General features: G+C 40.9%; 29 protein-coding genes. All 29 read right to left on the bottom strand.

Annotated elements, in window-relative coordinates; all coding sequences use genetic code 11:
* Positions 1–42: 42 nt before the first annotated feature.
* Positions 43–1,344 (bottom strand): preprotein translocase subunit SecY, encoded by a 1,302-nt coding sequence (gene secY / locus ACU8YW_RS00770; protein ID WP_000490119.1) that lies wholly within the window; start codon positions 1,342–1,344, stop codon positions 43–45.
* On the bottom strand, positions 1,344–1,784 hold the full coding sequence (gene rplO, locus ACU8YW_RS00765) for a 50S ribosomal protein L15 (RefSeq protein ID WP_000766083.1): 441 nt from the start codon (positions 1,782–1,784) through the stop codon (positions 1,344–1,346). Before rplO ends, secY begins: the two co-directional genes overlap by 1 nt.
* A 33-nt stretch (positions 1,785–1,817) precedes the next feature.
* On the bottom strand, positions 1,818–2,000 hold the full coding sequence (gene rpmD, locus ACU8YW_RS00760; protein ID WP_001085232.1) for a 50S ribosomal protein L30: 183 nt from the start codon (positions 1,998–2,000) through the stop codon (positions 1,818–1,820).
* Positions 2,001–2,013: 13 nt separating this feature from the next.
* Positions 2,014–2,514, bottom strand: a complete 501-nt coding sequence (gene rpsE / locus ACU8YW_RS00755; protein ID WP_000554646.1) for a 30S ribosomal protein S5 — start codon at positions 2,512–2,514, stop codon at positions 2,014–2,016.
* Positions 2,515–2,535: 21 nt separating this feature from the next.
* On the bottom strand, positions 2,536–2,898 hold the full coding sequence (rplR, locus tag ACU8YW_RS00750) for a 50S ribosomal protein L18 (RefSeq protein ID WP_000628818.1): 363 nt from the start codon (positions 2,896–2,898) through the stop codon (positions 2,536–2,538).
* 31 nt (positions 2,899–2,929) lie between these two features.
* Positions 2,930–3,469, bottom strand: a complete 540-nt coding sequence (gene rplF / locus ACU8YW_RS00745) for a 50S ribosomal protein L6 (protein WP_000086550.1) — start codon at positions 3,467–3,469, stop codon at positions 2,930–2,932.
* Between the two features lie 32 nt (positions 3,470–3,501).
* Positions 3,502–3,900: a 30S ribosomal protein S8 gene (gene rpsH / locus ACU8YW_RS00740; RefSeq protein WP_000245511.1), complete on the bottom strand. Its 399-nt coding sequence runs from the start codon at positions 3,898–3,900 to the stop codon at positions 3,502–3,504.
* A gap of 29 nt (positions 3,901–3,929) precedes the next feature.
* Positions 3,930–4,115 carry a 30S ribosomal protein S14 gene (rpsN, locus tag ACU8YW_RS00735; RefSeq protein WP_001085700.1) on the bottom strand — a complete coding sequence of 62 codons (186 nt, stop codon included), beginning with the start codon at positions 4,113–4,115 and terminating at the stop codon, positions 3,930–3,932.
* A gap of 33 nt (positions 4,116–4,148) precedes the next feature.
* Positions 4,149–4,688, bottom strand: a complete 540-nt coding sequence (gene rplE / locus ACU8YW_RS00730; protein ID WP_001080829.1) for a 50S ribosomal protein L5 — start codon at positions 4,686–4,688, stop codon at positions 4,149–4,151.
* 26 nt (positions 4,689–4,714) lie between these two features.
* Entirely contained in the window at positions 4,715–5,026 is a 312-nt protein-coding gene (rplX, locus tag ACU8YW_RS00725; RefSeq protein ID WP_000558201.1) for a 50S ribosomal protein L24, read from the bottom strand.
* Between the two features lie 38 nt (positions 5,027–5,064).
* The gene (rplN, locus tag ACU8YW_RS00720) at positions 5,065–5,433 is read right to left on the bottom strand and encodes a 50S ribosomal protein L14 (protein ID WP_000615912.1); all 369 of its coding nucleotides are present in this window, start codon (positions 5,431–5,433) and stop codon (positions 5,065–5,067) included.
* A gap of 43 nt (positions 5,434–5,476) precedes the next feature.
* Positions 5,477–5,740, bottom strand: a complete 264-nt coding sequence (gene rpsQ, locus ACU8YW_RS00715; RefSeq protein ID WP_000004106.1) for a 30S ribosomal protein S17 — start codon at positions 5,738–5,740, stop codon at positions 5,477–5,479.
* A gap of 20 nt (positions 5,741–5,760) precedes the next feature.
* Entirely contained in the window at positions 5,761–5,961 is a 201-nt protein-coding gene (gene rpmC / locus ACU8YW_RS00710; RefSeq protein ID WP_000855718.1) for a 50S ribosomal protein L29, read from the bottom strand.
* Positions 5,951–6,385 carry a 50S ribosomal protein L16 gene (rplP, locus tag ACU8YW_RS00705; RefSeq protein WP_000928969.1) on the bottom strand — a complete coding sequence of 145 codons (435 nt, stop codon included), beginning with the start codon at positions 6,383–6,385 and terminating at the stop codon, positions 5,951–5,953. Before rplP ends, rpmC begins: the two co-directional genes overlap by 11 nt.
* A 1-nt stretch (position 6,386) precedes the next feature.
* Positions 6,387–7,046: a 30S ribosomal protein S3 gene (gene rpsC, locus ACU8YW_RS00700; RefSeq protein WP_000529958.1), complete on the bottom strand. Its 660-nt coding sequence runs from the start codon at positions 7,044–7,046 to the stop codon at positions 6,387–6,389.
* Between the two features lie 3 nt (positions 7,047–7,049).
* The gene (rplV, locus tag ACU8YW_RS00695) at positions 7,050–7,391 is read right to left on the bottom strand and encodes a 50S ribosomal protein L22 (RefSeq protein WP_001148024.1); all 342 of its coding nucleotides are present in this window, start codon (positions 7,389–7,391) and stop codon (positions 7,050–7,052) included.
* 17 nt (positions 7,392–7,408) lie between these two features.
* Entirely contained in the window at positions 7,409–7,687 is a 279-nt protein-coding gene (gene rpsS, locus ACU8YW_RS00690) for a 30S ribosomal protein S19 (RefSeq protein WP_000124454.1), read from the bottom strand.
* A 60-nt stretch (positions 7,688–7,747) separates the two neighbouring features.
* Positions 7,748–8,578 (bottom strand): 50S ribosomal protein L2, encoded by an 831-nt coding sequence (gene rplB, locus ACU8YW_RS00685; protein ID WP_000511583.1) that lies wholly within the window; start codon positions 8,576–8,578, stop codon positions 7,748–7,750.
* Between the two features lie 28 nt (positions 8,579–8,606).
* Positions 8,607–8,897, bottom strand: coding sequence for a 50S ribosomal protein L23 (gene rplW, locus ACU8YW_RS00680; protein ID WP_001205558.1), 291 nt, complete (start codon positions 8,895–8,897; stop codon positions 8,607–8,609).
* A complete protein-coding gene (gene rplD, locus ACU8YW_RS00675) occupies positions 8,897–9,520 on the bottom strand; it encodes a 50S ribosomal protein L4 (protein ID WP_001127258.1) in 624 nt (207 codons plus the stop codon). The genes rplW and rplD overlap by 1 nt, the downstream gene beginning before the upstream one ends.
* 25 nt (positions 9,521–9,545) lie before the next feature.
* The gene (gene rplC, locus ACU8YW_RS00670; RefSeq protein ID WP_000160209.1) at positions 9,546–10,178 is read right to left on the bottom strand and encodes a 50S ribosomal protein L3; all 633 of its coding nucleotides are present in this window, start codon (positions 10,176–10,178) and stop codon (positions 9,546–9,548) included.
* A 34-nt stretch (positions 10,179–10,212) separates the two neighbouring features.
* Positions 10,213–10,521, bottom strand: a complete 309-nt coding sequence (gene rpsJ, locus ACU8YW_RS00665; protein WP_001040595.1) for a 30S ribosomal protein S10 — start codon at positions 10,519–10,521, stop codon at positions 10,213–10,215.
* A gap of 398 nt (positions 10,522–10,919) precedes the next feature.
* Positions 10,920–12,107 (bottom strand): elongation factor Tu, encoded by a 1,188-nt coding sequence (gene tuf / locus ACU8YW_RS00660; protein WP_001029617.1) that lies wholly within the window; start codon positions 12,105–12,107, stop codon positions 10,920–10,922.
* A 117-nt stretch (positions 12,108–12,224) separates the two neighbouring features.
* A complete protein-coding gene (fusA, locus tag ACU8YW_RS00655) occupies positions 12,225–14,303 on the bottom strand; it encodes an elongation factor G (protein WP_000196381.1) in 2,079 nt (692 codons plus the stop codon).
* A 208-nt stretch (positions 14,304–14,511) separates the two neighbouring features.
* Positions 14,512–14,982 (bottom strand): 30S ribosomal protein S7, encoded by a 471-nt coding sequence (gene rpsG, locus ACU8YW_RS00650; protein ID WP_001137489.1) that lies wholly within the window; start codon positions 14,980–14,982, stop codon positions 14,512–14,514.
* 29 nt (positions 14,983–15,011) lie between these two features.
* Positions 15,012–15,434, bottom strand: coding sequence for a 30S ribosomal protein S12 (rpsL, locus tag ACU8YW_RS00645; RefSeq protein WP_001142341.1), 423 nt, complete (start codon positions 15,432–15,434; stop codon positions 15,012–15,014).
* 114 nt (positions 15,435–15,548) lie between these two features.
* Positions 15,549–15,797 carry a 50S ribosomal protein L7ae-like protein gene (locus ACU8YW_RS00640; protein WP_000121828.1) on the bottom strand — a complete coding sequence of 83 codons (249 nt, stop codon included), beginning with the start codon at positions 15,795–15,797 and terminating at the stop codon, positions 15,549–15,551.
* A 113-nt stretch (positions 15,798–15,910) separates the two neighbouring features.
* Entirely contained in the window at positions 15,911–19,522 is a 3,612-nt protein-coding gene (gene rpoC, locus ACU8YW_RS00635) for a DNA-directed RNA polymerase subunit beta' (protein ID WP_000567950.1), read from the bottom strand.
* Positions 19,523–19,559: 37 nt separating this feature from the next.
* Positions 19,560–23,093: a DNA-directed RNA polymerase subunit beta gene (gene rpoB / locus ACU8YW_RS00630; protein WP_000147550.1), complete on the bottom strand. Its 3,534-nt coding sequence runs from the start codon at positions 23,091–23,093 to the stop codon at positions 19,560–19,562.
* Positions 23,094–23,143: the final 50 nt, after the last annotated feature.

The raw sequence follows: 23,143 nt of genomic DNA, 5'->3' as shown, positions 1-23,143 counted from the left end.
AGAGTACATGAGCATGTAGGGAAGACAATTCTTCCCACTTACTCATTGCTTGATAAACCCTTTGTAATGGCGTTTTACCAGTTGACTTTCTAGCTGCTTCATTGTTTCTAAAGCAACGCCGACAACGATTAACATACTCGTTCCACCAATCTGTGCAGATGGAGGAAGATTTCCCAATTTCGTAAAGATAACTGGTAAGATTGCAATCGCTGCTAGGAAAATTGATCCTACAAAGGTCAAACGATACAAGATTTTTGTTAGATATTGTTCCGTATTCTTACCCGGACGAATACCTGGAACATATCCACCTTGTTTGTTTAGATTCTCTGACATTTGCTCTGGATTAACCTGAACAAACGCATAGAAATATGTGAAGGCTACAATGAGCGCAACATATATGATCATTCCCACTGGGTGAGAATAGTTAAAGTTTGCAATGATCCACTGCGATACATCATGATTCGGGAAGAACTGTGCAATAGTTGGAGGCGTAATTAAGAATGAAACAGCAAAAATGACTGGAATAACACCCGCACTATTTACCTTAAGGGGTAAATGTGTGTTTTGTGCTCCAGCATGATTCCCATTCCCTCCTGTTACACGCTTCGCATATTGAATTGGGATCTTTCTAACAGCCTGTTGAATGAAAATAACACCAACAATAACCGCTAGCACAGCTAGTAAGATCAATGCAACTTTAACGATACTCATGAACAATTGATCTCCGATATTTTGAAACTGTTGTTGATACACTTGAGATATAACACTTGGGATCGCTGCGGCAATACCGCCAAAGATAAGGATGGAAATACCATTACCTACACCTTTAGCTGTAATCTGTTCACCTAACCACATTAAAAATGCAGTACCAGCAGTCAGTACCGTAGCAATGTATAAATAAGTGCTCCAACCAGGATTCAAAATTAATTGCCCACCTACCATACCGTTAAAACCAATTGACATACCAAACCCCTGAATAAACGCAAGAACAATTGTAAAGTAACGCGTGAATTGCGTTAGTTTACGACGGCCCATTTCACCTTGCTTCGACCATTCCGAAAATTTAGGAACAACATCCATCTGCAATAATTGCACGATGATGGATGCTGTAATATACGGCATGATTCCCATCGCGAAGATGGAGAAGTTTTTCAAGGCGCCACCGCCAAATGTATTTAGGATACCTAAGGCATTTAATTGATCTTGTGCTTTCAGTACGTCTCCATTTGTAAATGGCACTGGGATAAACGTGCCAATTCTGAATACGATTAACATCGCTAAAGTGAATAATATTTTACGTCTTATCTCAGCAACGCGCATAAAGTTGGAGATTGTACGAAACATTAGATCACCTCAACTGATCCGCCAGCTGCTTCAATTGCTTCTTTAGCACTTGAAGAGAACTTGTGCGCTTTAACAGTTAATTTTTTCTCTACTGCGCCGCTTGCAAGAATTTTAACACCGTCGTTTAACTTGCTGATAACGCCAGTTTCCAGCAATAATTCAGGTGTTACTTCTGTACCATCTTCAAAACGATTTAACGTTGATAAGTTTACAATAGTAAACTCTTTACGGTTAATGTTTGTGAAGCCGCGTTTTGGTAAACGACGGAATAATGGAGTTTGACCACCTTCGAAGCCAAGACGAACACCGCCACCAGAACGTGCGTTTTGTCCTTTATGACCTTTACCAGCAGTTTTACCGTTACCAGAACCGATACCACGACCGACACGGTTACGTACTTTACGAGAACCTTCTGCAGGTTTTAATTCATGAAGTTTCATTCCCAGGCACCTCCTTATATTAATGAGTTATCCTTAAGCTTCTGTTACAGTTATAAGGTGAGAAACTTTGTTGATCATACCAAGAATAGCAGGAGTTTCTTCCTTAACTACAGTTGAATTCAACTTTTTAAGACCTAAAGCTTCTACCGTCGCACGTTGATCTTGTGGACGACCAATTACACTACGAGTGAGGGTAATTTCTAACTTTTTCGCCATTTGTTTTCCCTCCTTAACCTAGTAGCTCTTCTACAGATTTACCGCGTAATTTTGCAACATCTTCAGCGCGCTTAAGTTCGCTTAATCCGTTCACAGTAGCGCGAATCATGTTGATTGGTGTGTTAGAACCAAGAGATTTCGAAAGAATATCTTGTACACCAGCTAATTCAAGTACCGCACGAACAGGTCCACCAGCAATAACACCAGTACCTTCAGCAGCAGGTTTTAAGAATACTTCACCAGCTCCAAAATGACCGTTGATTGTGTGTGGAATTGTTGTACCAACTAATGGTACAGCGATTAAGTTTTTCTTAGCGTCTTCGATAGCTTTGCGGATTGCGTCTGGTACCTCTTGTGCTTTACCAGTACCGAATCCAACATGACCGTTTTTATCGCCAACTACAACTAGTGCAGCAAAGCGGAAACGACGACCACCCTTAACAACTTTCGCGACACGATTTATCGTAACTACACGTTCTTCAAGTTCTAATTTACTTGGGTCAATGCGATGCATCAATTTTCCCTCCTTTGACCATTAAAATTGTAATCCAGCCTCACGAGCAGCCTCAGCTAGAGCTTTAACACGGCCATGGTATAAGTAACCACCGCGATCGAATACTACTTCTTTAACGCCTTTCTCTACAGCACGCTTAGCAACTGATTCTCCTACTTTCGTAGCAGCTTCAGTATTGCTAGTACCGTTAAGAGCAAGGTCTTTATCAAGAGTAGATGCACTTACTAACGTTACACCATTTACATCATCAATAACTTGAGCGTAAATATGTTGGTTAGAACGGAACACGTTTAAACGTGGACGTTCTGCAGTACCAGTAAGTTTAGCACGTACACGTGCATGTCTTTTCTTACGAGTCGCATTTTTATCAGCTTTAGTGATCATTCTTGTCACTCCTTTCTCTCACCTAACGGGTTTACTTAGCAGTTTTACCTTCTTTACGACGAACAACTTCGCCTTCGTAACGAATACCTTTACCTTTATAAGGCTCAGGAGCACGTACAGCACGGATGTTAGCAGCAAATTCGCCAACACGTTGCTTGTCGATACCTTTGATTACGATTTTAGTTGGTACAGGTACTTCAACTTCAAGACCTGCTTCCGGAGTCATTTCTACTGGATGAGAATAACCTACGCTTAATACAAGTTTATCTCCTTGTTTTTGAGCACGGTAACCAACACCGACTAATTCAAGTCCGCGTGCGAAACCTGTAGTTACACCTTCAACCATGTTTCCGATTAAAGCACGAGTTGTACCGTGTAATGCACGGTGTTCCTTCTGTTCAGATGGACGCTCAACTGTTAGTGTATTTTCTTCAATTTTGATAGACATATCAGCATTGAATTTACGAGTTAATTCACCTTTAGGGCCTTTTACTGCTACAGTATTGTCTTCTGCAATTGTAATAGTAACACCTGCAGGGATTTCAAGAATCTTTTTACCAATACGAGACATGTGGTCACACCTCCGTTCGTTTTAAATATATATTACCAAACGTATGCTACTACTTCTCCACCAGTTTGTAATTGACGAGCGTCTTTGTCTGTCATTACTCCCTTAGATGTAGAAACAAGAGCGATACCTAATCCGTTAAGTACACGTGGTACTTCATCAGCTTTAGCGTAAACGCGTAAGCCAGGTTTACTGATACGTTTTAATCCAGTGATTACACGTTCATTGTTTGCACCATATTTCAGGAAAATACGAAGGATACCTTGTTTGTTATCCTCGATGTATTCTACATCACGAATGAAACCTTCACGTTTTAAAAGTTCAGCGATCTCTTTTTTGATTTTAGAAGCAGGAACCTCTAATTTCTCATGACGTACCATGTTCGCATTACGGATGCGAGTAAGCATGTCTGCAATTGGATCTGTCATCACCATGTGTTTTACCTCCTTCCCATTTGTGGGTTTTACCAACTAGCTTTTTTAACACCAGGAATTTGACCTTTATATGCAAGTTCACGGAAACAAATACGGCAAAGCTTAAATTTGCGGTATACAGAATGCGGACGACCGCAGCGTTCGCAACGTGTATACTCTTGTACTTTAAACTTAGGAGTACGCTTTTGTTTCGCTATCATAGATTTTTTAGCCACGTTTTCGCCTCCTCTACTTAGCGTTGGTTTCCATTATTTTTGGAATGGCATACCGAATTGTGTTAAAAGTTCACGAGCTTCTTCATCAGTTTTCGCTGTAGTAACGATTACGATGTCCATACCGCGGACTTTGCTTACTTTATCATAATCGATCTCAGGGAAGATAAGTTGCTCTTTAACACCTAATGTGTAGTTCCCACGACCATCGAATGATTTCTTAGAAACACCACGGAAATCACGTACACGTGGTAAAGAAACTGATACTAATTTGTCGAAGAACTCATACATTTGCTCGCCGCGTAAAGTTACTTTCGCACCGATTGGCATACCTTCACGAAGACGGAAACCAGCGATTGATTTTTTAGCACGAGTTACAACAGGTTTTTGACCTGCGATTTGTGTTAATTCTTCTACTGCATTGTCTAAAGCTTTTGAGTTAGATACCGCGTCACCAACACCAGTGTTGATTACGATCTTTTCGATTTTCGGTACTTCCATCACAGATTTATAGTTAAACTTGCTCACTAGAGCAGGAGTAATTTCCTTTTGGAACTTCTCTTTAAGGCGATTCAATGAAGTGACCTCCTTTCTTAAGAAAATTATTTATCTAATAATTCACCAGATTTTTTTGCAATACGAACTTTTTTACCATCTTCTACTTTGAAGCCTACGCGAGTAGGTTCACCTGTTTTCGGATCTAAAACCATAACGTTAGAAACGTGAATAGGTGCTTCTTTAGTAATAATTCCACCTTGTGGATTTAATTGAGATGGCTTAGAGTGTTTTTTAACGATGTTAACACCCTCAACGATAACACGGTTTTGCTTTGGGAAAGCCACAAGGATAACGCCTTGTTTTCCTTTGTCTTTTCCAGTGATTACCTGTACTTTATCACCTTTTTTTACATGCATCTTAATTCTGCACCTCCTTAGCAAGGCAATACCTTAAATTATAGAACTTCTGGAGCTAAAGAAACGATCTTCATGAAGTTGCTATCACGTAATTCACGAGCTACTGGTCCGAAGATACGAGTACCACGTGGGCTCTTATCGTCTTTGATGATAACCGCTGCGTTTTCATCAAATTTGATATAAGAACCGTCCGGACGACGAGCTCCGCTCTTCGTACGTACCACTACTGCTTTAACAACGTCACCTTTTTTAACAACGCCACCTGGTGTTGCTTGTTTTACCGTAGCAACGATAATGTCACCAATGTTAGCATATTTACGACCAGAGCCGCCTAATACTTTAATTGTTAAAAGTTCACGTGCACCAGAGTTGTCAGCAACTTTCAAACGAGATTCTTGTTGGATCATGTTATGAAACCTCCCTTCGGACTAAAAATTCCGATTCGTCTATTTAGATAATAACCGCTTCTTCAACGATTTCAACTAAACGGAAACGCTTAGTAGCAGAAAGCGGGCGAGTTTCCATGATTTTAACGATATCGCCAAGTTTCGCTTGGTTTTGCTCATCATGGGCTTTGTACTTCTTAGAATACTTAACACGTTTTCCGTACAAGGAATGAGTTTTGTAAGTTTCAACTAAAACTGTAATCGTTTTGTCCATTTTGTCAGACACAACACGACCAGTATAAACTTTGCGTTGGTTACGTTCGCTCACTATGCAAACCTCCCCTCAATTTATCGATTAATTCCGATCTCTCTTTCACGAACTACAGTTTTCATACGAGCAATTGCTTTACGCACTTCACGAATGCGAGTTGGATTCTCTAATTGTCCTGTAGCAAGTTGGAAGCGAAGATTGAACAATTCTTCCTTTAAAGCTTTAACTTTTGTTTCGATTTCGGCAGTGGTTAATTCACGAATATCATTAGTTTTCATTAGATTCACCACCATTTTCTTCACGTTTTACGAATTTACATTTCACAGGTAACTTGTGAGCTGCAAGACGTAATGCTTCGCGTGCTACCTCTTCAGATACACCCGCGATTTCGAACATAATTTTCCCAGGTTTTACTACTGCTACCCAGCCTTCTGGTGCCCCTTTACCGGAACCCATACGTACTTCTAGAGGTTTTGCAGTGTAAGGTTTAGAAGGGAAAATTTTAATCCATACTTTACCGCCACGTTTCATGTAACGAGTCATTGCACGACGAGCAGCTTCGATTTGACGGTTTGTAATCCATGAAGCAGCTTGTGCTTGTAAACCGAATTCACCGAAAGCAATTTCAGTTCCACCTTTTGCACGACCACGCATTTTACCACGATGCTCTCTACGATATTTTACGCGTTTTGGCATTAACATATTATTTTCCTCCTTCCTCAGAAGCTTTCTTTTTTGTAGGAAGGACTTCTCCACGGTAGATCCATACTTTTACGCCTAATTTACCGTATGTTGTATCAGCTTCAACTGCTGCATAGTCAATATCAGCGCGAAGTGTATGAAGTGGAACAGTTCCTTCACTGTAAGATTCTGCACGAGCGATATCAGCTCCGCCAAGACGACCAGAAACCTGTGTTTTAATACCTTTAGCACCTGCACGCATAGCACGTTGAATAACTTGCTTTTGTGCACGACGGAATGATACACGGTTTTCTAATTGACGAGCGATGTTTTCGCCTACTAATTTAGCGTTAAGATCAGCTCTCTTAACTTCTAAAATGTTGATGTGTACACGCTTGCCTGTTAATTGGTTAAGAGCTTTACGAAGTGCTTCAACTTCAGTACCACCTTTACCAATTACCATACCAGGTTTTGCAGTGTGAATTGTAACATTTACACGATTTGCTGCACGTTCGATTTCTACTTTAGCAACAGCAGAATCTTTTAAGCGTACAGTAATGTACTCACGGATTTTGATGTCTTCATGTAGTAATGTAGCATAATCTTTCTCTGCGAACCAACGAGATTCCCAGTCACGGATAACGCCGACACGAAGACCAATTGGATTAACCTTTTGACCCATCGATTATCCCTCCTTCTTTTCTGATACCACAACTGTAATGTGGCTTGTGCGTTTGTTAATTTGGCTTGCACGACCCATTGCACGTGGACGGAAACGTTTCAACGTTGGACCTTCGTCAACGAAAACTTTTTCAACAACTAGGTTGTTAATATCCATCTCATAATTGTGCTCTGCATTTGCGATTGCAGATTTTAAAACTTTCTCTACAACTGGAGAAGCAGTTTTTGGTGTGTGGTTAAGGATAGCAATCGCTTCACCCACTTGCTTACCTCGGATTAAGTCTACTACTAAACGAACTTTACGAGGAGCAATACGAACTGTTCTCGCTACTGCTTTAGCTTGCATTGAAGTGCCTCCTCTCATTATCTTCTAGTTTTCTTATCGTCAGCAAGGTGACCTTTATACGTACGAGTTGGTGCGAATTCACCTAACTTATGGCCAACCATATCCTCAGTGATGTACACAGGTACGTGTTTACGACCATCATATACAGCGATTGTGTGTCCGATGAACTGAGGGAAGATTGTTGAACGGCGAGACCAAGTTTTAACAACTTGTTTTTGCTCAGATGCAACTAATTTTTCCATTTTGCTCATTAAGTGATCATCGACAAATGGTCCTTTTTTTAAGCTACGAGCCATTTTGGTGCCTCCCTTCGTGATTGGCGTACGGTTCTAGAAATGAACCGTACTACAATCCCATTATTTTTTACGACGACGAACGATGAATTTGTCAGACGCTTTGTTTTTCTTACGAGTCTTGAATCCAAGAGTTGGTTTACCCCATGGAGACATTGGAGACTTACGTCCGATTGGAGAACGTCCTTCACCACCACCGTGTGGGTGATCAACCGGGTTCATTACAGAACCACGAACTGTTGGGCGTTTACCTAACCAGCGAGAGCGACCTGCTTTACCGATTTTGATAAGTTCATGCTGTTCGTTACCTACTTGACCGATTGAAGCGCGACAAGCAGATAATACAAGACGTACTTCACCAGAAGTTAAACGTACAAGTACGTATTTACCTTCTTTACCAAGTACTTGAGCAGAAGTACCAGCAGAACGAACTAATTGTCCGCCACGACCAGGCTTAAGCTCGATATTATGAACAACAGTACCTACTGGAATGTTGATTAATGGTAATGCGTTACCGATTTTGATGTCAGCTTCTGGGCCAGACATAACTTCCATACCTACTTCTAAAGATTTAGGAGCAAGAATGTAACGTTTTTCACCGTCAACGTAGTTAATTAATGCGATATTCGCAGAGCGGTTTGGATCGTATTCGATCGTAGCAACGCGTCCTGGAATTCCATCTTTGTTACGCTTAAAGTCGATGATACGGTATTGACGCTTATGTCCGCCACCTTGATGACGTACAGTAATTTTACCTTGGTTATTACGACCAGCCTTCTTGCTTAAAGGAGCAAGTAATGACTTTTCTGGTCTGTCAGTCGTGATTTCAGCGAAATCATTCGTAGTCATATTACGACGACCGTTAGTAGTTGGATTATACTTTTTAATTCCCATCTCAATTTCCCTCCTTCTTTAGTAAGAATTAAACACCTTGGAAGATTTCGATTTCTTTGCTGTCAGCAGTTAGCTTAACGATTGCTTTACGACGACGGCTAGTAAAACCAGCGTGACGACCAACGCGTTTTGCTTTCGGCTTGTAGTTCATGATGTTCACTTTTTCTACTTTAACACCAAAGATCGCTTCAAGAGCATCTTTAACTTCTGTTTTATTAGATTTAACGTCCACATCGAACGTGTATTTTTTTTCAGCCATCATTTCCATAGAACGTTCAGTGATAACTGGGCGCTTAATGATATCACGAGGATCTCTCATTATGCAAGCACCTCCTCTACTTTTTCCACTGCCGCTTTTGTCATGATTAGCTTATCATGATGAAGCACGTCTAAAACGTTTACGCCATCAGCAGTGATTACTGTTACTCCAGGGATATTGCGAGCAGATAACTCTACAGATTCGTTTGCATCAGCAGTTACGATAAGAGCTTTCTTCTCAACAGTTAATCCTTTAAGTACTGCTAGCATGTCTTTTGTTTTTGGTGCATTTAACACTAGGTCTTCAAGAACTACAATGTTGTTCTCAACTACTTTAGTAGCTAATGCAGATTTGATTGCTAAACGACGAACCTTCTTAGGAAGTTTGTACGCATAGCTTCTTGGTGTAGGTCCGAATACCGTACCACCACCACGCCATTGAGGAGAGCGGATAGACCCTTGACGAGCACGTCCAGTTCCTTTTTGACGCCATGGTTTACGACCACCACCACGAACTTCAGAACGAGTTTTTACTTTGTGTGTACCTTGACGTAAAGATGCACGTTGCATCATTACAGCTTCGAAAAGTACAGCTTCATTTGGTTCGATACCGAAAATAGCTTCAGCTAATTCGATTTCACCAACCTGTGAACCAGTTTGGTTATATACAGTAACTTTTGGCATTGGAATTCCTCCTTCCTATTGTGAATTATTTGCTAACCTTCACAGCGCCTTGAACAACTACAAGAGATTTCTTAGCACCTGGAACGTTACCTTTTACTAGTAATAAGTTGCGCTCAGTGTCAACTTGAACGATTTCTAAGTTTTGGATAGTAACTTGGTCTCCACCCATACGTCCAGCAAGTTTTTTGCCTTTGAATACACGGTTCGGAGCAACTGGGCCCATTGAACCTGGACGACGGTGATAGCGAGAACCATGAGACATAGGTCCGCGAGATTGTCCGTGGCGTTTGATAACACCTTGGAAACCTTTACCTTTAGAAATTCCTGTTACGTCAACGATTTCACCTGCAGCGAAAACTTCAACTTTTACCTCTTGACCAACCTCTAATCCGTCCACGTCTGCATCGCGGATTTCGCGAATGAAGCGCTTAGGAGTTGTAGATGCTTTAGCAGTGTGGCCTTGTTCAGGTTTGTTAGTTAACTTTTCACGTTTATCTTCAAATCCTAACTGGATTGCATTGTAGCCATCAGTTTCAGTTGTTTTCTTTTGAAGAACAACGTTTGGATTAGCAGCGATAACTGTTACTGGGATTAACTCACCGTTCTCAGCAAATACTTGAGTCATACCGATCTTTCTTCCTAAGATTCCTTTGGTCATGAGTTACACCTCCTACATTTTTAAGTTATATGAATTATAGTTTGATTTCGATATCTACACCAGACGGTAAGTCTAAACGCATTAATGAATCTACTGTTTGTGGAGTAGGACTCACGATATCGATTAAACGTTTGTGTGTGCGCATTTCGAATTGCTCACGAGAATCTTTGTACTTATGAACAGCACGAAGAATTGTGTAAATAGTCTTCTCAGTTGGTAATGGGATCGGACCAGAAACTGTTGCCCCAGAACGCTTAGCTGTTTCTACAATTTTCTCAGCTGATTGATCAAGAATACGGTGATCATAAGCTTTTAAACGGATACGAATTTTTTCTTTTGCCATTATTTTCCCTCCTTCGTTCGCCTATTTCTAAAATAGACCTTCTCCATGGAAATTTCCCCACACCATGCCATGGCAAAGCGGCCGGGTGTGTCAGCAACCTTCCACTTCATCGCAGTCAAAGACCAACATTGTCTATTATACAATGTTATTCGTCTAGATGCAAGCATCTTTTTGTTTGCATCTGCTTTTCTCTACTTTTGCTATTATACATGGCACTTTAAAGAATTTCAAGTTTTCATCTCACAGAATCTGTTTTACAGTTTCTGGATTTTAGTTTATTGATTTTGTATTACTATAGAAGAAACTCGTCAAAACATAAAAAAATCATTTCATTCCTTATATAAATACAAACAAAAAAACCAAGGGAAAATCCCTTGGTTTTTTTATATCAGTTAAGATTACTCAACGATAGTAGCAACTACACCGTAACCTACTGTACGTCCACCTTCACGAATAGAGAATTTAGTTCCCTCTTCGATAGCGATTGGAGCGATAAGTTCGATAGTCATTTCGATGTTGTCACCAGGCATTACCATTTCAGTACCTTCTGGTAATTGGATGATACCAGTTACGTCAGTTGTACGGAAGTAGAACTGAGGACGGTAGTTAGCGAAGAATGGAGTGTGACGTCCACCTTCTTCTTTAGATAATACGAAAACTTCAGCTTTGAATTTAGCGTGAGCTTTTACAGAGCCAGTTTTAGCAAGAACTTGTCCACGTTGGATGTCTTCACGAGCAACCCCACGAAGTAAAGCACCGATGTTGTCTCCAGCTTGAGCTTGGTCAAGAAGTTTACGGAACATCTCTACACCAGTTACAGTTGTAGAAGCATTTTCTTCAGCAAGACCGATGATTTCTACTACGTCACCAACTTTAACGATTCCGCGCTCTACACGACCAGTTGCAACTGTACCACGACCTGTGATAGAGAATACATCCTCGATAGGCATTAAGAATGGTTTGTCAGTTTCACGTTCTGGAGTTGGGATGTAAGCATCAACTTCAGTCATTAATTCAATGATTTTTGCTTCCCAATCAGCTTCTCCTTGAAGAGCTTTAAGAGCAGAACCTTTGATTACAGGAATATCGTCGCCTGGGAATCCGTATTCAGATAATAGGTCGCGAACTTCCATTTCTACTAATTCTAATAATTCTTCGTCGTCTACCATGTCGCATTTGTTTAAGAATACAACGATGTAAGGAACACCTACTTGACGAGAAAGAAGGATGTGCTCACGTGTTTGAGGCATTGGGCCATCAGCAGCAGATACTACTAAGATACCGCCGTCCATTTGAGCAGCACCAGTGATCATGTTTTTAACATAGTCAGCGTGACCTGGGCAGTCAACGTGTGCATAGTGACGAGTTTCAGTTTCGTACTCAACGTGTGCAGTTGAGATTGTGATTCCGCGCTCTCTTTCTTCTGGAGCAGCGTCGATTTGATCGTATCCGCGTGCTTCAGCACCACCAGCTTTTGCAAGAACTGTAGTGATCGCAGCAGTTAATGTAGTTTTACCATGGTCAACGTGGCCGATTGTACCGATGTTAACATGGGGTTTAGAACGTTCGAATTTAGCTTTAGCCATTCTAAATTCCTCCTTAGTTTATATAGGTTATTTTATATTTAGACTAGAAAGTGAAACTTACGTCCCACTTTCTAAGCTTACATAAGTAGTTATACTTGAACAATCGATAAAAATCAATTATTCACCTTTATTTTTTTTAATAATTTCTTCAGAAACAGACTTCGGTACTTCTTCATAATGATCAAATGTCATTGAGAATGTTCCGCGTCCTTGAGTGTTAGAACGTAATGCCGTTGCATAACCGAACATTTCAGAAAGTGGAACCATAGCACGAACAACTTGTGCGTTACCGCGAGCTTCCATACCTTCTACACGTCCACGACGAGATGTTACGTCGCCCATAATGTCACCCATGTACTCTTCAGGAATTACAACTTCAACTTTCATCATTGGCTCAAGAATTACTGGGCTACATTTAGAAACCGCAGCTTTAAGTGCCATAGATGCAGCGATTTTGAACGCCATCTCAGATGAATCGACATCATGGTAAGATCCGTCAACTAACGCAGCTTTGATGTCAACTAGTGGATAACCAGCTAGTACACCATTTTTAAGTGAGTCTTCAAGACCCGCTCCAACAGCTGGGATGTATTCACGTGGAACTACACCACCGACGATTTTGTTTTGGAATTCAAAACCTTTACCTTCTTCATTAGGTTCAAACTCAATCCAAACGTGACCGAATTGTCCACGACCACCAGATTGACGAGCGAACTTACCTTCAACTTTCGCAGCAGCGCGGAAAGTCTCACGGTATGCTACCTGAGGAGCACCAACGTTTGCTTCCACTTTGAATTCACGGCGCATACGGTCAACGATGATATCAAGGTGAAGTTCACCCATACCAGCGATGATTGTTTGGCCAGTTTCTTGGTCAGTGTGAGCACGGAATGTTGGATCTTCTTCAGAAAGCTTAGATAATGCTGTACCCATTTTATCTTGGTCAGCTTTAGATTTTGGTTCGATAGCTACAGAGATAACTGGCTCTGGGAATTCCATAGACTCAAGGATAACAAGACTCTTCTCATCACAAAGAGTATCACCAGTAGTAGTATCTTTTAAACCTACAGCAGCAGCGATATCACCAGCGTAAACTGTTGAAATCTCTTCACGGCTGTTAGCGTGCATTTGTAGGATACGACCTACACGCTCACGCTTACCTTTAGTTGAGTTTTTCACGTATGATCCAGAGTTTAACACACCAGAATACACACGGAAGAACGTTAACTTACCAACATAAGGGTCAGTCATGATTTTGAATGCTAAAGCTGCGAATGGTTCTTCATCGCTAGACTTACGTTCGATTTCTTCATCTGTATCCGGAAGAGTACCTTTAATAGCTGGTACGTCTAATGGAGATGGTAGGTAGTCGATAACTGCGTCTAACAGAATTTGAACACCTTTATTTTTGAATGCAGAACCACAGATTACTGGGAAGAATTCTACAGAAGTTGTAGCCTTACGGATACCAGCTTTAAGCTCTTCTACAGTGATTTCTTCACCTTCTAGGTACTTCATCATCATTTCTTCATCAAGCTCAGCTACCGCTTCGATAAGTTTTCCACGGTATTCTGCAGCTAATTCTTTATGCTCTTCAGGAATTTCAACACGCTCGATGTCTGTTCCTAAATCGTTACCGTACATGTAAGCACATTCCTCAACAAGGTCAATGATACCATTGAACTCATCTTCAGCACCAATTGGTAACTGAATTGGGTGTGCGTTTGCTTGTAAACGATCGTGGATTGTTCCTACAGAGTATAAGAAATCCGCACCAATCTTATCCATTTTGTTAACGAATACGATACGAGGTACACCGTAAGTAGTAGCCTGACGCCAAACAGTTTCTGTTTGTGGTTCTACACCAGATTGTGCATCAAGTACTGCTACCGCACCATCAAGTACGCGTAAAGAACGTTCTACTTCTACTGTGAAGTCTACGTGTCCTGGAGTGTCAATGATGTTTACACGGTGACCTTTCCATTGAGCTGTAGTTGCAGCAGAAGTAATTGTGATACCACGCTCTTGCTCTTGCTCCATCCAGTCCATCTGAGATGCACCTTCATGAGTTTCACCGATTTTATGAATACGTCCTGTATAATACAGAATACGCTCAGTTGCTGTTGTTTTACCAGCATCGATGTGAGCCATGATACCAATATTACGAGTGTTTTCTAAAGAGAACTCTCTTGTCATTTGGTGTCTTGCTCCTTCCATATATGGATTGGATTTTTTTATTTTAAGTAGCAAAAAAGCCACTTTATATTGTTACACATGTCAGTATGTCCAGTACCCTCATTATGTAAAACGAGCGCCCAACGAAAGGGAGAGGCATTCTCCCTCTCCACACTTCCATAAGCGACAAATAAAGCGGTTTATGCTTACATTTATTTTACGTTGAATCCTACCAACGGTAATGAGCAAATGCTTTGTTAGCTTCTGCCATTTTATGAGTGTCTTCACGTTTCTTAACAGATGCACCAGCATTGTTAGCTGCATCTAAGATTTCGTAAGCTAGACGCTCTTCCATAGTTTTTTCACCACGAAGACGAGCATAGTTTACTAACCAGCGAAGACCTAAAGTTGTACGGCGTTCTGGACGAACCTCAACTGGAACTTGGTAGTTAGCACCACCAACACGACGAGCACGTACTTCAAGAACAGGCATGATGTTCTTAAGAGCTTGCTCGAATACTTCCATAGGGTCTTTATCTGAACGTTCACGAACGATATCGAAAGCGTTATAAAGAATTGTTTGAGATTTACCTTTTTTACCGTCAACCATCATTTTGTTGATAAGGCGTGTTACTAGCTTAGACTTGTACATTGGATCTGGTAACACGTCACGTTTCGCAACAGGTCCTTTACGAGGCATATTGAGTTCCTCCTTTCATTATAAGTTTATTATTTTTTAGCAGGTTTTGGTCGCTTAGTACCATATTTAGAACGTCCTTGCATACGTTTGTCAACACCAGCTGTATCAAGCGCACCACGAACGATGTGGTAACGTACCCCTGGTAAATCCTTTACTCGACCACCGCGAATTAATACTACGCTATGCTCTTGTAGGTTATGACCGATACCTGGGATGTAAGCTGTAACCTCGATACCGTTTGTTAAACGTACACGAGCGTATTTACGTAACGCTGAGTTAGGTTTCTTTGGAGTCATTGTACCAACACGAGTACATACACCACGTTTTTGAGGTGCAGAGATATCAGTTGATTTTTTCTTTAAAGAGTTGAACCCTTTGTTTAACGCAGGTGATTTAGATTTCCATACTTTATCAGTACGACCATTTCTCACTAATTGGTTAATAGTAGGCATTTGATTATCCTCCCTTCGCATGTTTGTATGACCACATATCCAGGTGGTTCATTATTAGTTGAAAACAAAGTTTTTGCAAGGAAGAGCAAATGCTCTCTCCTCACAAAAACAGTTTTAACTTATTATTCCTATTGCTGAAGCTCCCACTTGAATCCCCGAAACTTTTCCAAGCTTACGAACTGATTCAACTTTGGTTATGGGTATGTTATGTTGCAAGGCGGTACGAATGATCATATGGGTTAACCGCATATCAGCATCTTCCGCAATAACAACTTCTTTAACTATACCATTTTTGATTGCCTCCAATGTGCGTTTATGACCAACGACTACATTTTCAGCATTTGACACTTTTTGATAAGACATATAAATATCCTCCAAAGCATCGTTCAGGAGCAACCTTGATTATAGTAACATTTTGACTCATACAATGTCAACTAGGATTAACTGTTTTTATACAAAATTTACGACGGAAAATTTTACTGTTCCACATAAACTTCATCGTTTTCTACATTCATGTCACCTTGTGTTGTTTTTACAAGATCCACTTTGCGATAACGATTCATACCTGTTCCAGCAGGAACAAGTTTACCGATAATAACATTTTCTTTCAATCCTAGAAGCTCATCGCGTTTACCCTTAATCGCTGCATCAGTTAAGACACGTGTCGTTTCTTGGAACGATGCTGCAGATAAGAATGAATCAGTTTCAAGTGAAGCTTTTGTAATACCAAGTAGAACAGGTCTAGCCGTTGCTGGTTGTTTACCTTTCAGTAACACCTTCGCATTCGCATCAGTAAACTGATGGATATCTAGTAGTGTTCCTGGTAATACATCTGTTTCACCCGCATCACTTACACGAACTTTACGTAACATTTGACGTACCATTACTTCTACGTGTTTGTCACCAATTTCTACCCCTTGCATACGGTATACTTTTTGAACTTCACGTAGTAAGTATTCTTGAACCGCCGTAATGTCCGTTACTTTTAGTAATTCTTTCGGATCAATAGAACCTTCTGTTAACTCTTTACCGTGGCTAATTGGCTGTCCTAGAGTTACTTTCAGACGTGCACCGTAAGGAATAGCATACGTACGAGCTTCAACTTCACCCTGTACAACTACTTCTTGGCGATCTTTAACATCGTTAATCGCTGCGATAACACCATCGATTTCACTGATAACTGCCTGACCTTTCGGGTTACGAGCTTCGAAGATCTCTTGGATACGAGGTAAACCTTGAGTGATATCATCTCCGGCAACCCCACCTGTATGGAACGTACGCATCGTTAACTGTGTACCTGGCTCACCGATAGATTGAGCTGCGATAATACCTACCGCTTCTCCTACTTCTACGTCTGTACCAGTTGCTAAGTTTCGACCGTAACACTTCTTACATACACCGTGGCGAGTGTTACACGTGAACGCTGAACGAATGTTTACAGTTTCAACACCCGAATTTTCAACGATATGCGCGATATCTTCAGTAATTAGTTGGTTTTCACTAACTAATACTTCACCTGTTTCAGGATGTTTTACAGTTTTTCTTGCAAAACGTCCAACAAGACGATCATATAATGACTCAATTACTTCATTACCCTCTTTAATCGCACCAATTAATAGACCACGATCTGTTCCACAATCATCTTCACGGACAATTACATCTTGTGCAACGTCTACAAGACGACGTGTTAAGTAACCAGAATCGGCAGTTTTAAGTGCTGTATCGGCAAGACCTTTACGCGCACCATGCGTAGAGATGAAGTACTCAAGTACTGTTAAACCTTCACGGAAACTTGATTTAATTGGAAGTTCGATAATACGACCAGATGGATTGGCCATCAGACCACGCATACCAGCAAGCTGAGTAAAGTTCGATGCGTTACCACGGGCACCTGAATCACTCATCATGAAGATTGGGTTGCGTTTATTCAAGGATTTCATCAGTTTTCCTTGGATAACATCTTTTGCATTACTCCAAATAGAGATAACGCGATCGTAACGTTCTTCTTCCGTGATTAAACCGCGACGGAATTGTTTAATTACATTATCTACTTTTGCTTGTGCTTCATGGAGAATTTCATCTTTTTCGCCTAATACAAGAATGTCAGATACCCCAACTGTAATACCAGCTTTTGTAGAGTACTTAAATCCTAAGTTTTTCATACGGTCAAGCATGCGAGATGTTTCCGTAATTTGGAAACGTTTGAATACTTCCGCAATGATGTTACCAAGGATCTTCTTGCTAAATGGCGCCACTTCTTCGCGACTAGCAATAATTTCTTTAATGTTCGCACCTTTTTCAACGAAATATTCCGCTGGTGTTTCTTTTTCAAGGTTTGAGTTTGTTGGTTCATTAATATAAGGGAACGACTCTGGTAAGATTTCGTTAAATATTAATTTACCAACTGTTGTTAATAGAAGCTTACTCTTTTGCTCTTCAGTAAACGTTACATTATTTACCGAACTTGCAGCAACTGCAACACGTGTGTGCAGATGTACATATCCATTTTGGTATGCAAGTATTGCTTCGTTTGCATCTTTGAAGACCATACCTTCACCGATTGCGCCTTCACGCTCAAGTGTTAAGTAGTAGTTACCTAATACCATATCCTGAGATGGAGTAACAACTGGTTTTCCGTCTTTTGGATTCAAGATGTTTTGTGCCGCTAACATAAGAATACGAGCTTCTGCTTGTGCCTCTGATGATAACGGTACGTGAACTGCCATTTGGTCACCGTCAAAGTCCGCGTTGTATGCAGTACATACAAGTGGGTGAAGACGAATTGCGCGACCTTCTACTAATGTAGGTTCAAACGCCTGGATACCAAGACGGTGAAGTGTTGGTGCGCGGTTTAGAAGTACTGGATGCTCTTTGATCACAGATTCTAAAACGTCCCAAACTTCAGGTTGTACACGCTCAATTTTACGTTTAGCACTCTTAATGTTGTGTGCTAAACCTTTTCCAACTAACTCTTTCATAACGAAAGGCTTAAACAATTCAAGCGCCATTTCTTTCGGTAATCCACATTGGTACATCTTTAAGTTCGGTCCTACAACGATTACAGAACGGCCAGAGTAGTCAACACGTTTACCTAATAAGTTTTGACGGAAACGTCCTTGTTTACCTTTAAGCATGTGAGATAGTGATTTTAATGGACGGTTACCTGGTCCAGTAACTGGACGGCCGCGGCGACCATTATCGATTAATGCGTCTACAGCTTCTTGTAACATACGTTTTTCGTTTTGAACGATGATGCTTGGTGCACCTAAGTCCAATAGACGTTTTAAACGATTATTACGGTTAATTACACGACGGTATAAGTCGTTTAAGTCAGAAGTAGCAAAACGTCCACCATCCAACTGTACCATTGGGCGTAGTTCTGGCGGGATAACTGGAAGAACATCTAGGATCATCCAAGATGGGTGATTTCCAGAGTTACGGAATGCTTCTAATACTTCTAGACGTTTAATAGCACGAGTACGGCGTTGTCCTTGCGCTGTTTTTAATTCTTCTTTTAAGAAGTCTACTTCTTTATCTAAATCGATGTCTTGTAGTAGCTTTTTAATCGCTTCCGCACCCATAGCAGCTTGGAATGTGCTACCATATCGATCACGATATGCACGGTATTCTTTTTCAGAAAGTAATTGCTTCTTATCAAGTGGTGTATCTCCACTTTCTGTTACAACATAAGAAGCGAAATAAATTACTTCTTCAAGCGCGCGAGGGGACATGTCTAAGACAAGTCCCATGCGGCTCGGGATACCTTTGAAATACCAAATATGAGATACAGGAGCAGCTAATTCGATATGACCCATACGTTCACGACGAACTTTTGCACGCGTTACTTCAACGCCACATCGATCACAAACTACACCTTTATAACGTACACGTTTGTATTTTCCGCAATGACATTCCCAGTCCTTTTGTGGTCCGAAAATACGCTCACAGAACAAGCCATCTTTTTCAGGCTTTAACGTACGATAGTTAATTGTTTCTGGTTTCTTAACTTCACCGTATGACCAAGAACGAATCTTGTCAGGTGAAGCAAGTCCAATCTTCATATATTCAAAGTTATTTACATCTATCAAGGGGCCTACCTCCCTTTTAGTCTACAGGTTATCCCAATTATTCTTTAGTTGTCTCAACTTCGACATTCAATTTATCTGCTGATTGATGATCATCGTCATCTTCTGTATCACGCATTTCAATTTCTTTATCGTCGCTAGACATCATTTTAACGTCCATACCTAAACTTTGCAGCTCTTTAATCAATACTTTGAATGATTCAGGAACGCCTGGTTCTGGAACATTTTCGCCTTTAACAATTGCTTCATACGTCTTAACACGTCCAACAACATCATCAGACTTCACTGTTAAGATTTCTTGAAGAGTATAAGCAGCACCGTAAGCTTCAAGTGCCCAAACCTCCATCTCACCGAAACGCTGTCCACCGAACTGAGCTTTACCTCCAAGAGGCTGCTGCGTTACAAGTGAGTATGGTCCAGTAGAACGAGCATGAAGTTTATCGTCAACCATGTGCGCAAGTTTGATCATATACATGACACCAACAGATACGCGGTTATCGAATGGTTCACCAGTACGTCCGTCATACAGGATTGTTTTCGCGTCATTTGCCATACCAGCTTCTTCAATCGTGCCCCAAACATCTTCCTCACGAGCACCATCGAATACTGGTGTTGCAATGTGAATACCAAGGTATCTTGCTGCCATACCAAGATGAAGCTCTAATACCTGACCGATATTCATACGAGATGGTACCCCTAATGGGTTTAACATGATATCGATTGGCGTACCGTCTGGTAAGTAAGGCATATCTTCTTCTGGTAAAATACGAGAGATAACACCTTTGTTACCGTGACGTCCGGCCATCTTGTCACCTTCAGAGATTTTACGTTTTTGAACGATATATGCACGTACAAGTTGATTCACGCCTGGTGGCAATTCATCGCCATCTTCACGGTTGAATACTTTTACGTCTAAGATAATACCGCCACCACCGTGTGGTACACGTAGTGATGTATCACGTACTTCACGTGCTTTTTCTCCAAAGATAGCATGTAATAGACGTTCTTCAGCTGTTAATTCTGTTACACCTTTAGGTGTTACTTTACCAACAAGTAAATCTCCATCTTTTACTTCCGCACCAACGCGAATGATACCGCGCTCGTCAAGGTTGCGTAATGCATCTTCCCCAACGTTTGGAATGTCACGTGTAATTTCTTCTGGTCCAAGCTTCGTATCACGAGCTTCTGACTCATATTCTTCAATATGAATAGAAGTGTACACATCATCTTTTACAAGGCGCTCACTCATAATGATCGCATCCTCGTAGTTATAACCGTCCCAAGTCATGAAGCCAACAAGCACGTTACGTCCAAGTGCTAGTTCACCTAATTCCATAGAAGGACCATCCGCAAGAATCTCACCTTTTACAACTTCATTTCCAACACTTACGATTGGACGTTGGTTGTAGCAAGTTCCTTGGTTAGAACGAATGAATTTTTGCATTTTGTAACGATCTAAGTCGCCTTTTACTGTTTGACCGTCAACTTCTACATAGCGACGTACCCAAACTTCACGTGCTTCTACGCGTTCAACAACACCAGGATGTTTACAGATTACTGCAGCACCTGAGTCTTTTGCTGATACGTACTCCATACCTGTACCTACAATCGGAGATTCCGGATTCATTAACGGAACCGCCTGACGTTGCATGTTCGCTCCCATAAGTGCGCGGTTAGAGTCATCGTTTTCTAAGAACGGAATACAAGCTGTCGCTGCCGACACTACTTGTTTTGGAGATACATCCATGTAGTCGATGCGTTCTTTATTTGTGACAATGTTTTCACCACGGAAACGAGCTACGATATCTTCGCTAAGGAATTCTCCTTCTTCAGATAATTTCATATTCGCTTGGGCTACAACATAATTATCTTCTTCATCTGCTGTTAAGTAATCAACCTGCCCTGTTACAAGACCAGATTCTGGATCAACACGACGGTATGGTGTTTCAATGAAACCAAACTCATTTACTTTCGCGAACGATGATAATGAGTTAATCAAACCGATGTTTGGTCCCTCTGGCGTTTCAATCGGACACATACGACCATAGTGAGAGTAGTGAACGTCACGTACTTCAAAGCCTGCGCGCTCACGCGTTAAACCACCGGGTCCTAATGCAGATAGTCTTCGTTTGTGAGTTAACTCTGCTAATGGGTTTGTTTGATCCATGAACTGAGATAACTGAGAACTTCCGAAGAACTCTTTAATAGATGCAATAACCGGGCGAATGTTAATTAACGCTTGTGGTGTAATTGCATTTGTATCTTGAATCGACATTCTCTCACGAACAACACGTTCCATACGAGAAAGACCGATACGGAATTGATTTTGTAATAGTTCTCCAACAGAACGCAGACGACGGTTTCCTAAATGGTCGATATCATCTGTATCCCCCACTTTGTATAGTAGGTTGAAGAAGTAACTGATAGAAGCAAGGATATCACCTGGTGTGATGTGTTTTACATCACGAGTAATATTTGCATTACCAATTACATTAATTACGCGTTCGCCTTCTGACTCAGGAGCATAAATCTTAATAGATTGCAGCTCAACATCGCCTTCTACCACTCCACCCATTGGTTTCGCTGTTTTGAATCCAATGTTTTTCTCTAAGTAAGGTAAAATGCGATCAAGTGTACGACGATCTAAGATTGTTCCTTCCGCCGCTAAAATTTCACCAGTTTCTGGATCCACTAATGTTTCAGCTAAACGTTGATTAAACAATCTGTTTTTAATGTGTAACTTCTTGTTGATCTTATAGCGACCTACATTTGCTAAATCGTAGCGCTTTGGATCGAAGAAACGAGACACAAGTAAGCTCTTAGCATTTTCTACTGTTGGTGGTTCACCAGGACGTAGACGCTCATAAATTTCAAGCAATGCTTTTTCTGTGCTATCTGTGTTGTCTTTTTCTAATGTGTTGCTTAAGTATTCGTTATCACCTAAAAGCTCGGTGATTTCTTGATCAGAGCCAAACCCTAATGCGCGTAACAAAACAGTTACAGGAAGTTTACGCGTACGGTCAATACGCACATATACAACATCCTTAGCATCTGTCTCATACTCTAACCAAGCTCCGCGGTTTGGAATTACAGTAGCAGTAAAACCACGTTTTCCGTTTTTATCCACTTTGCCACTATAGTATACGCTTGGAGAGCGAACTAACTGGGAAACGATAACACGTTCTGCACCGTTAATTACGAATGTTCCAGTCTCTGTCATGAGTGGGAAATCTCCCATGAACACATCTTGTTCTTTTACTTCACCAGTTTCCTTGTTGATTAGACGCACTTTTACACGAAGTGGTGCTGCATACGTCACATCACGCTCTTTGCATTCGTCTACAGAGTATTTAGGTTCACCTAAGCTGTAGTCGATAAATTCAAGCGATAGATTTCCCGTAAAGTCTTCGATCGGAGAAATGTCCTGGAACATTTCTCGCAAACCCTCATCAAGAAACCACTGATAAGAAGAGGTTTGAATTTCGATAAGATTTGGTAACTCTAATACTTCACTAATACGGGCATAACTTCTTCGTTGGCGGTGGCGTCCGTATTGAACTAGTTGACCTGTCAACTGCTTCACCCCTCAAATCATGAGTATTATAAATGCACAAAAAAATTTGT

It is taken from the genome of Bacillus pretiosus (genome assembly GCF_052947655.1).
This window is presented reverse-complemented; position numbering and strand designations above follow the sequence as displayed.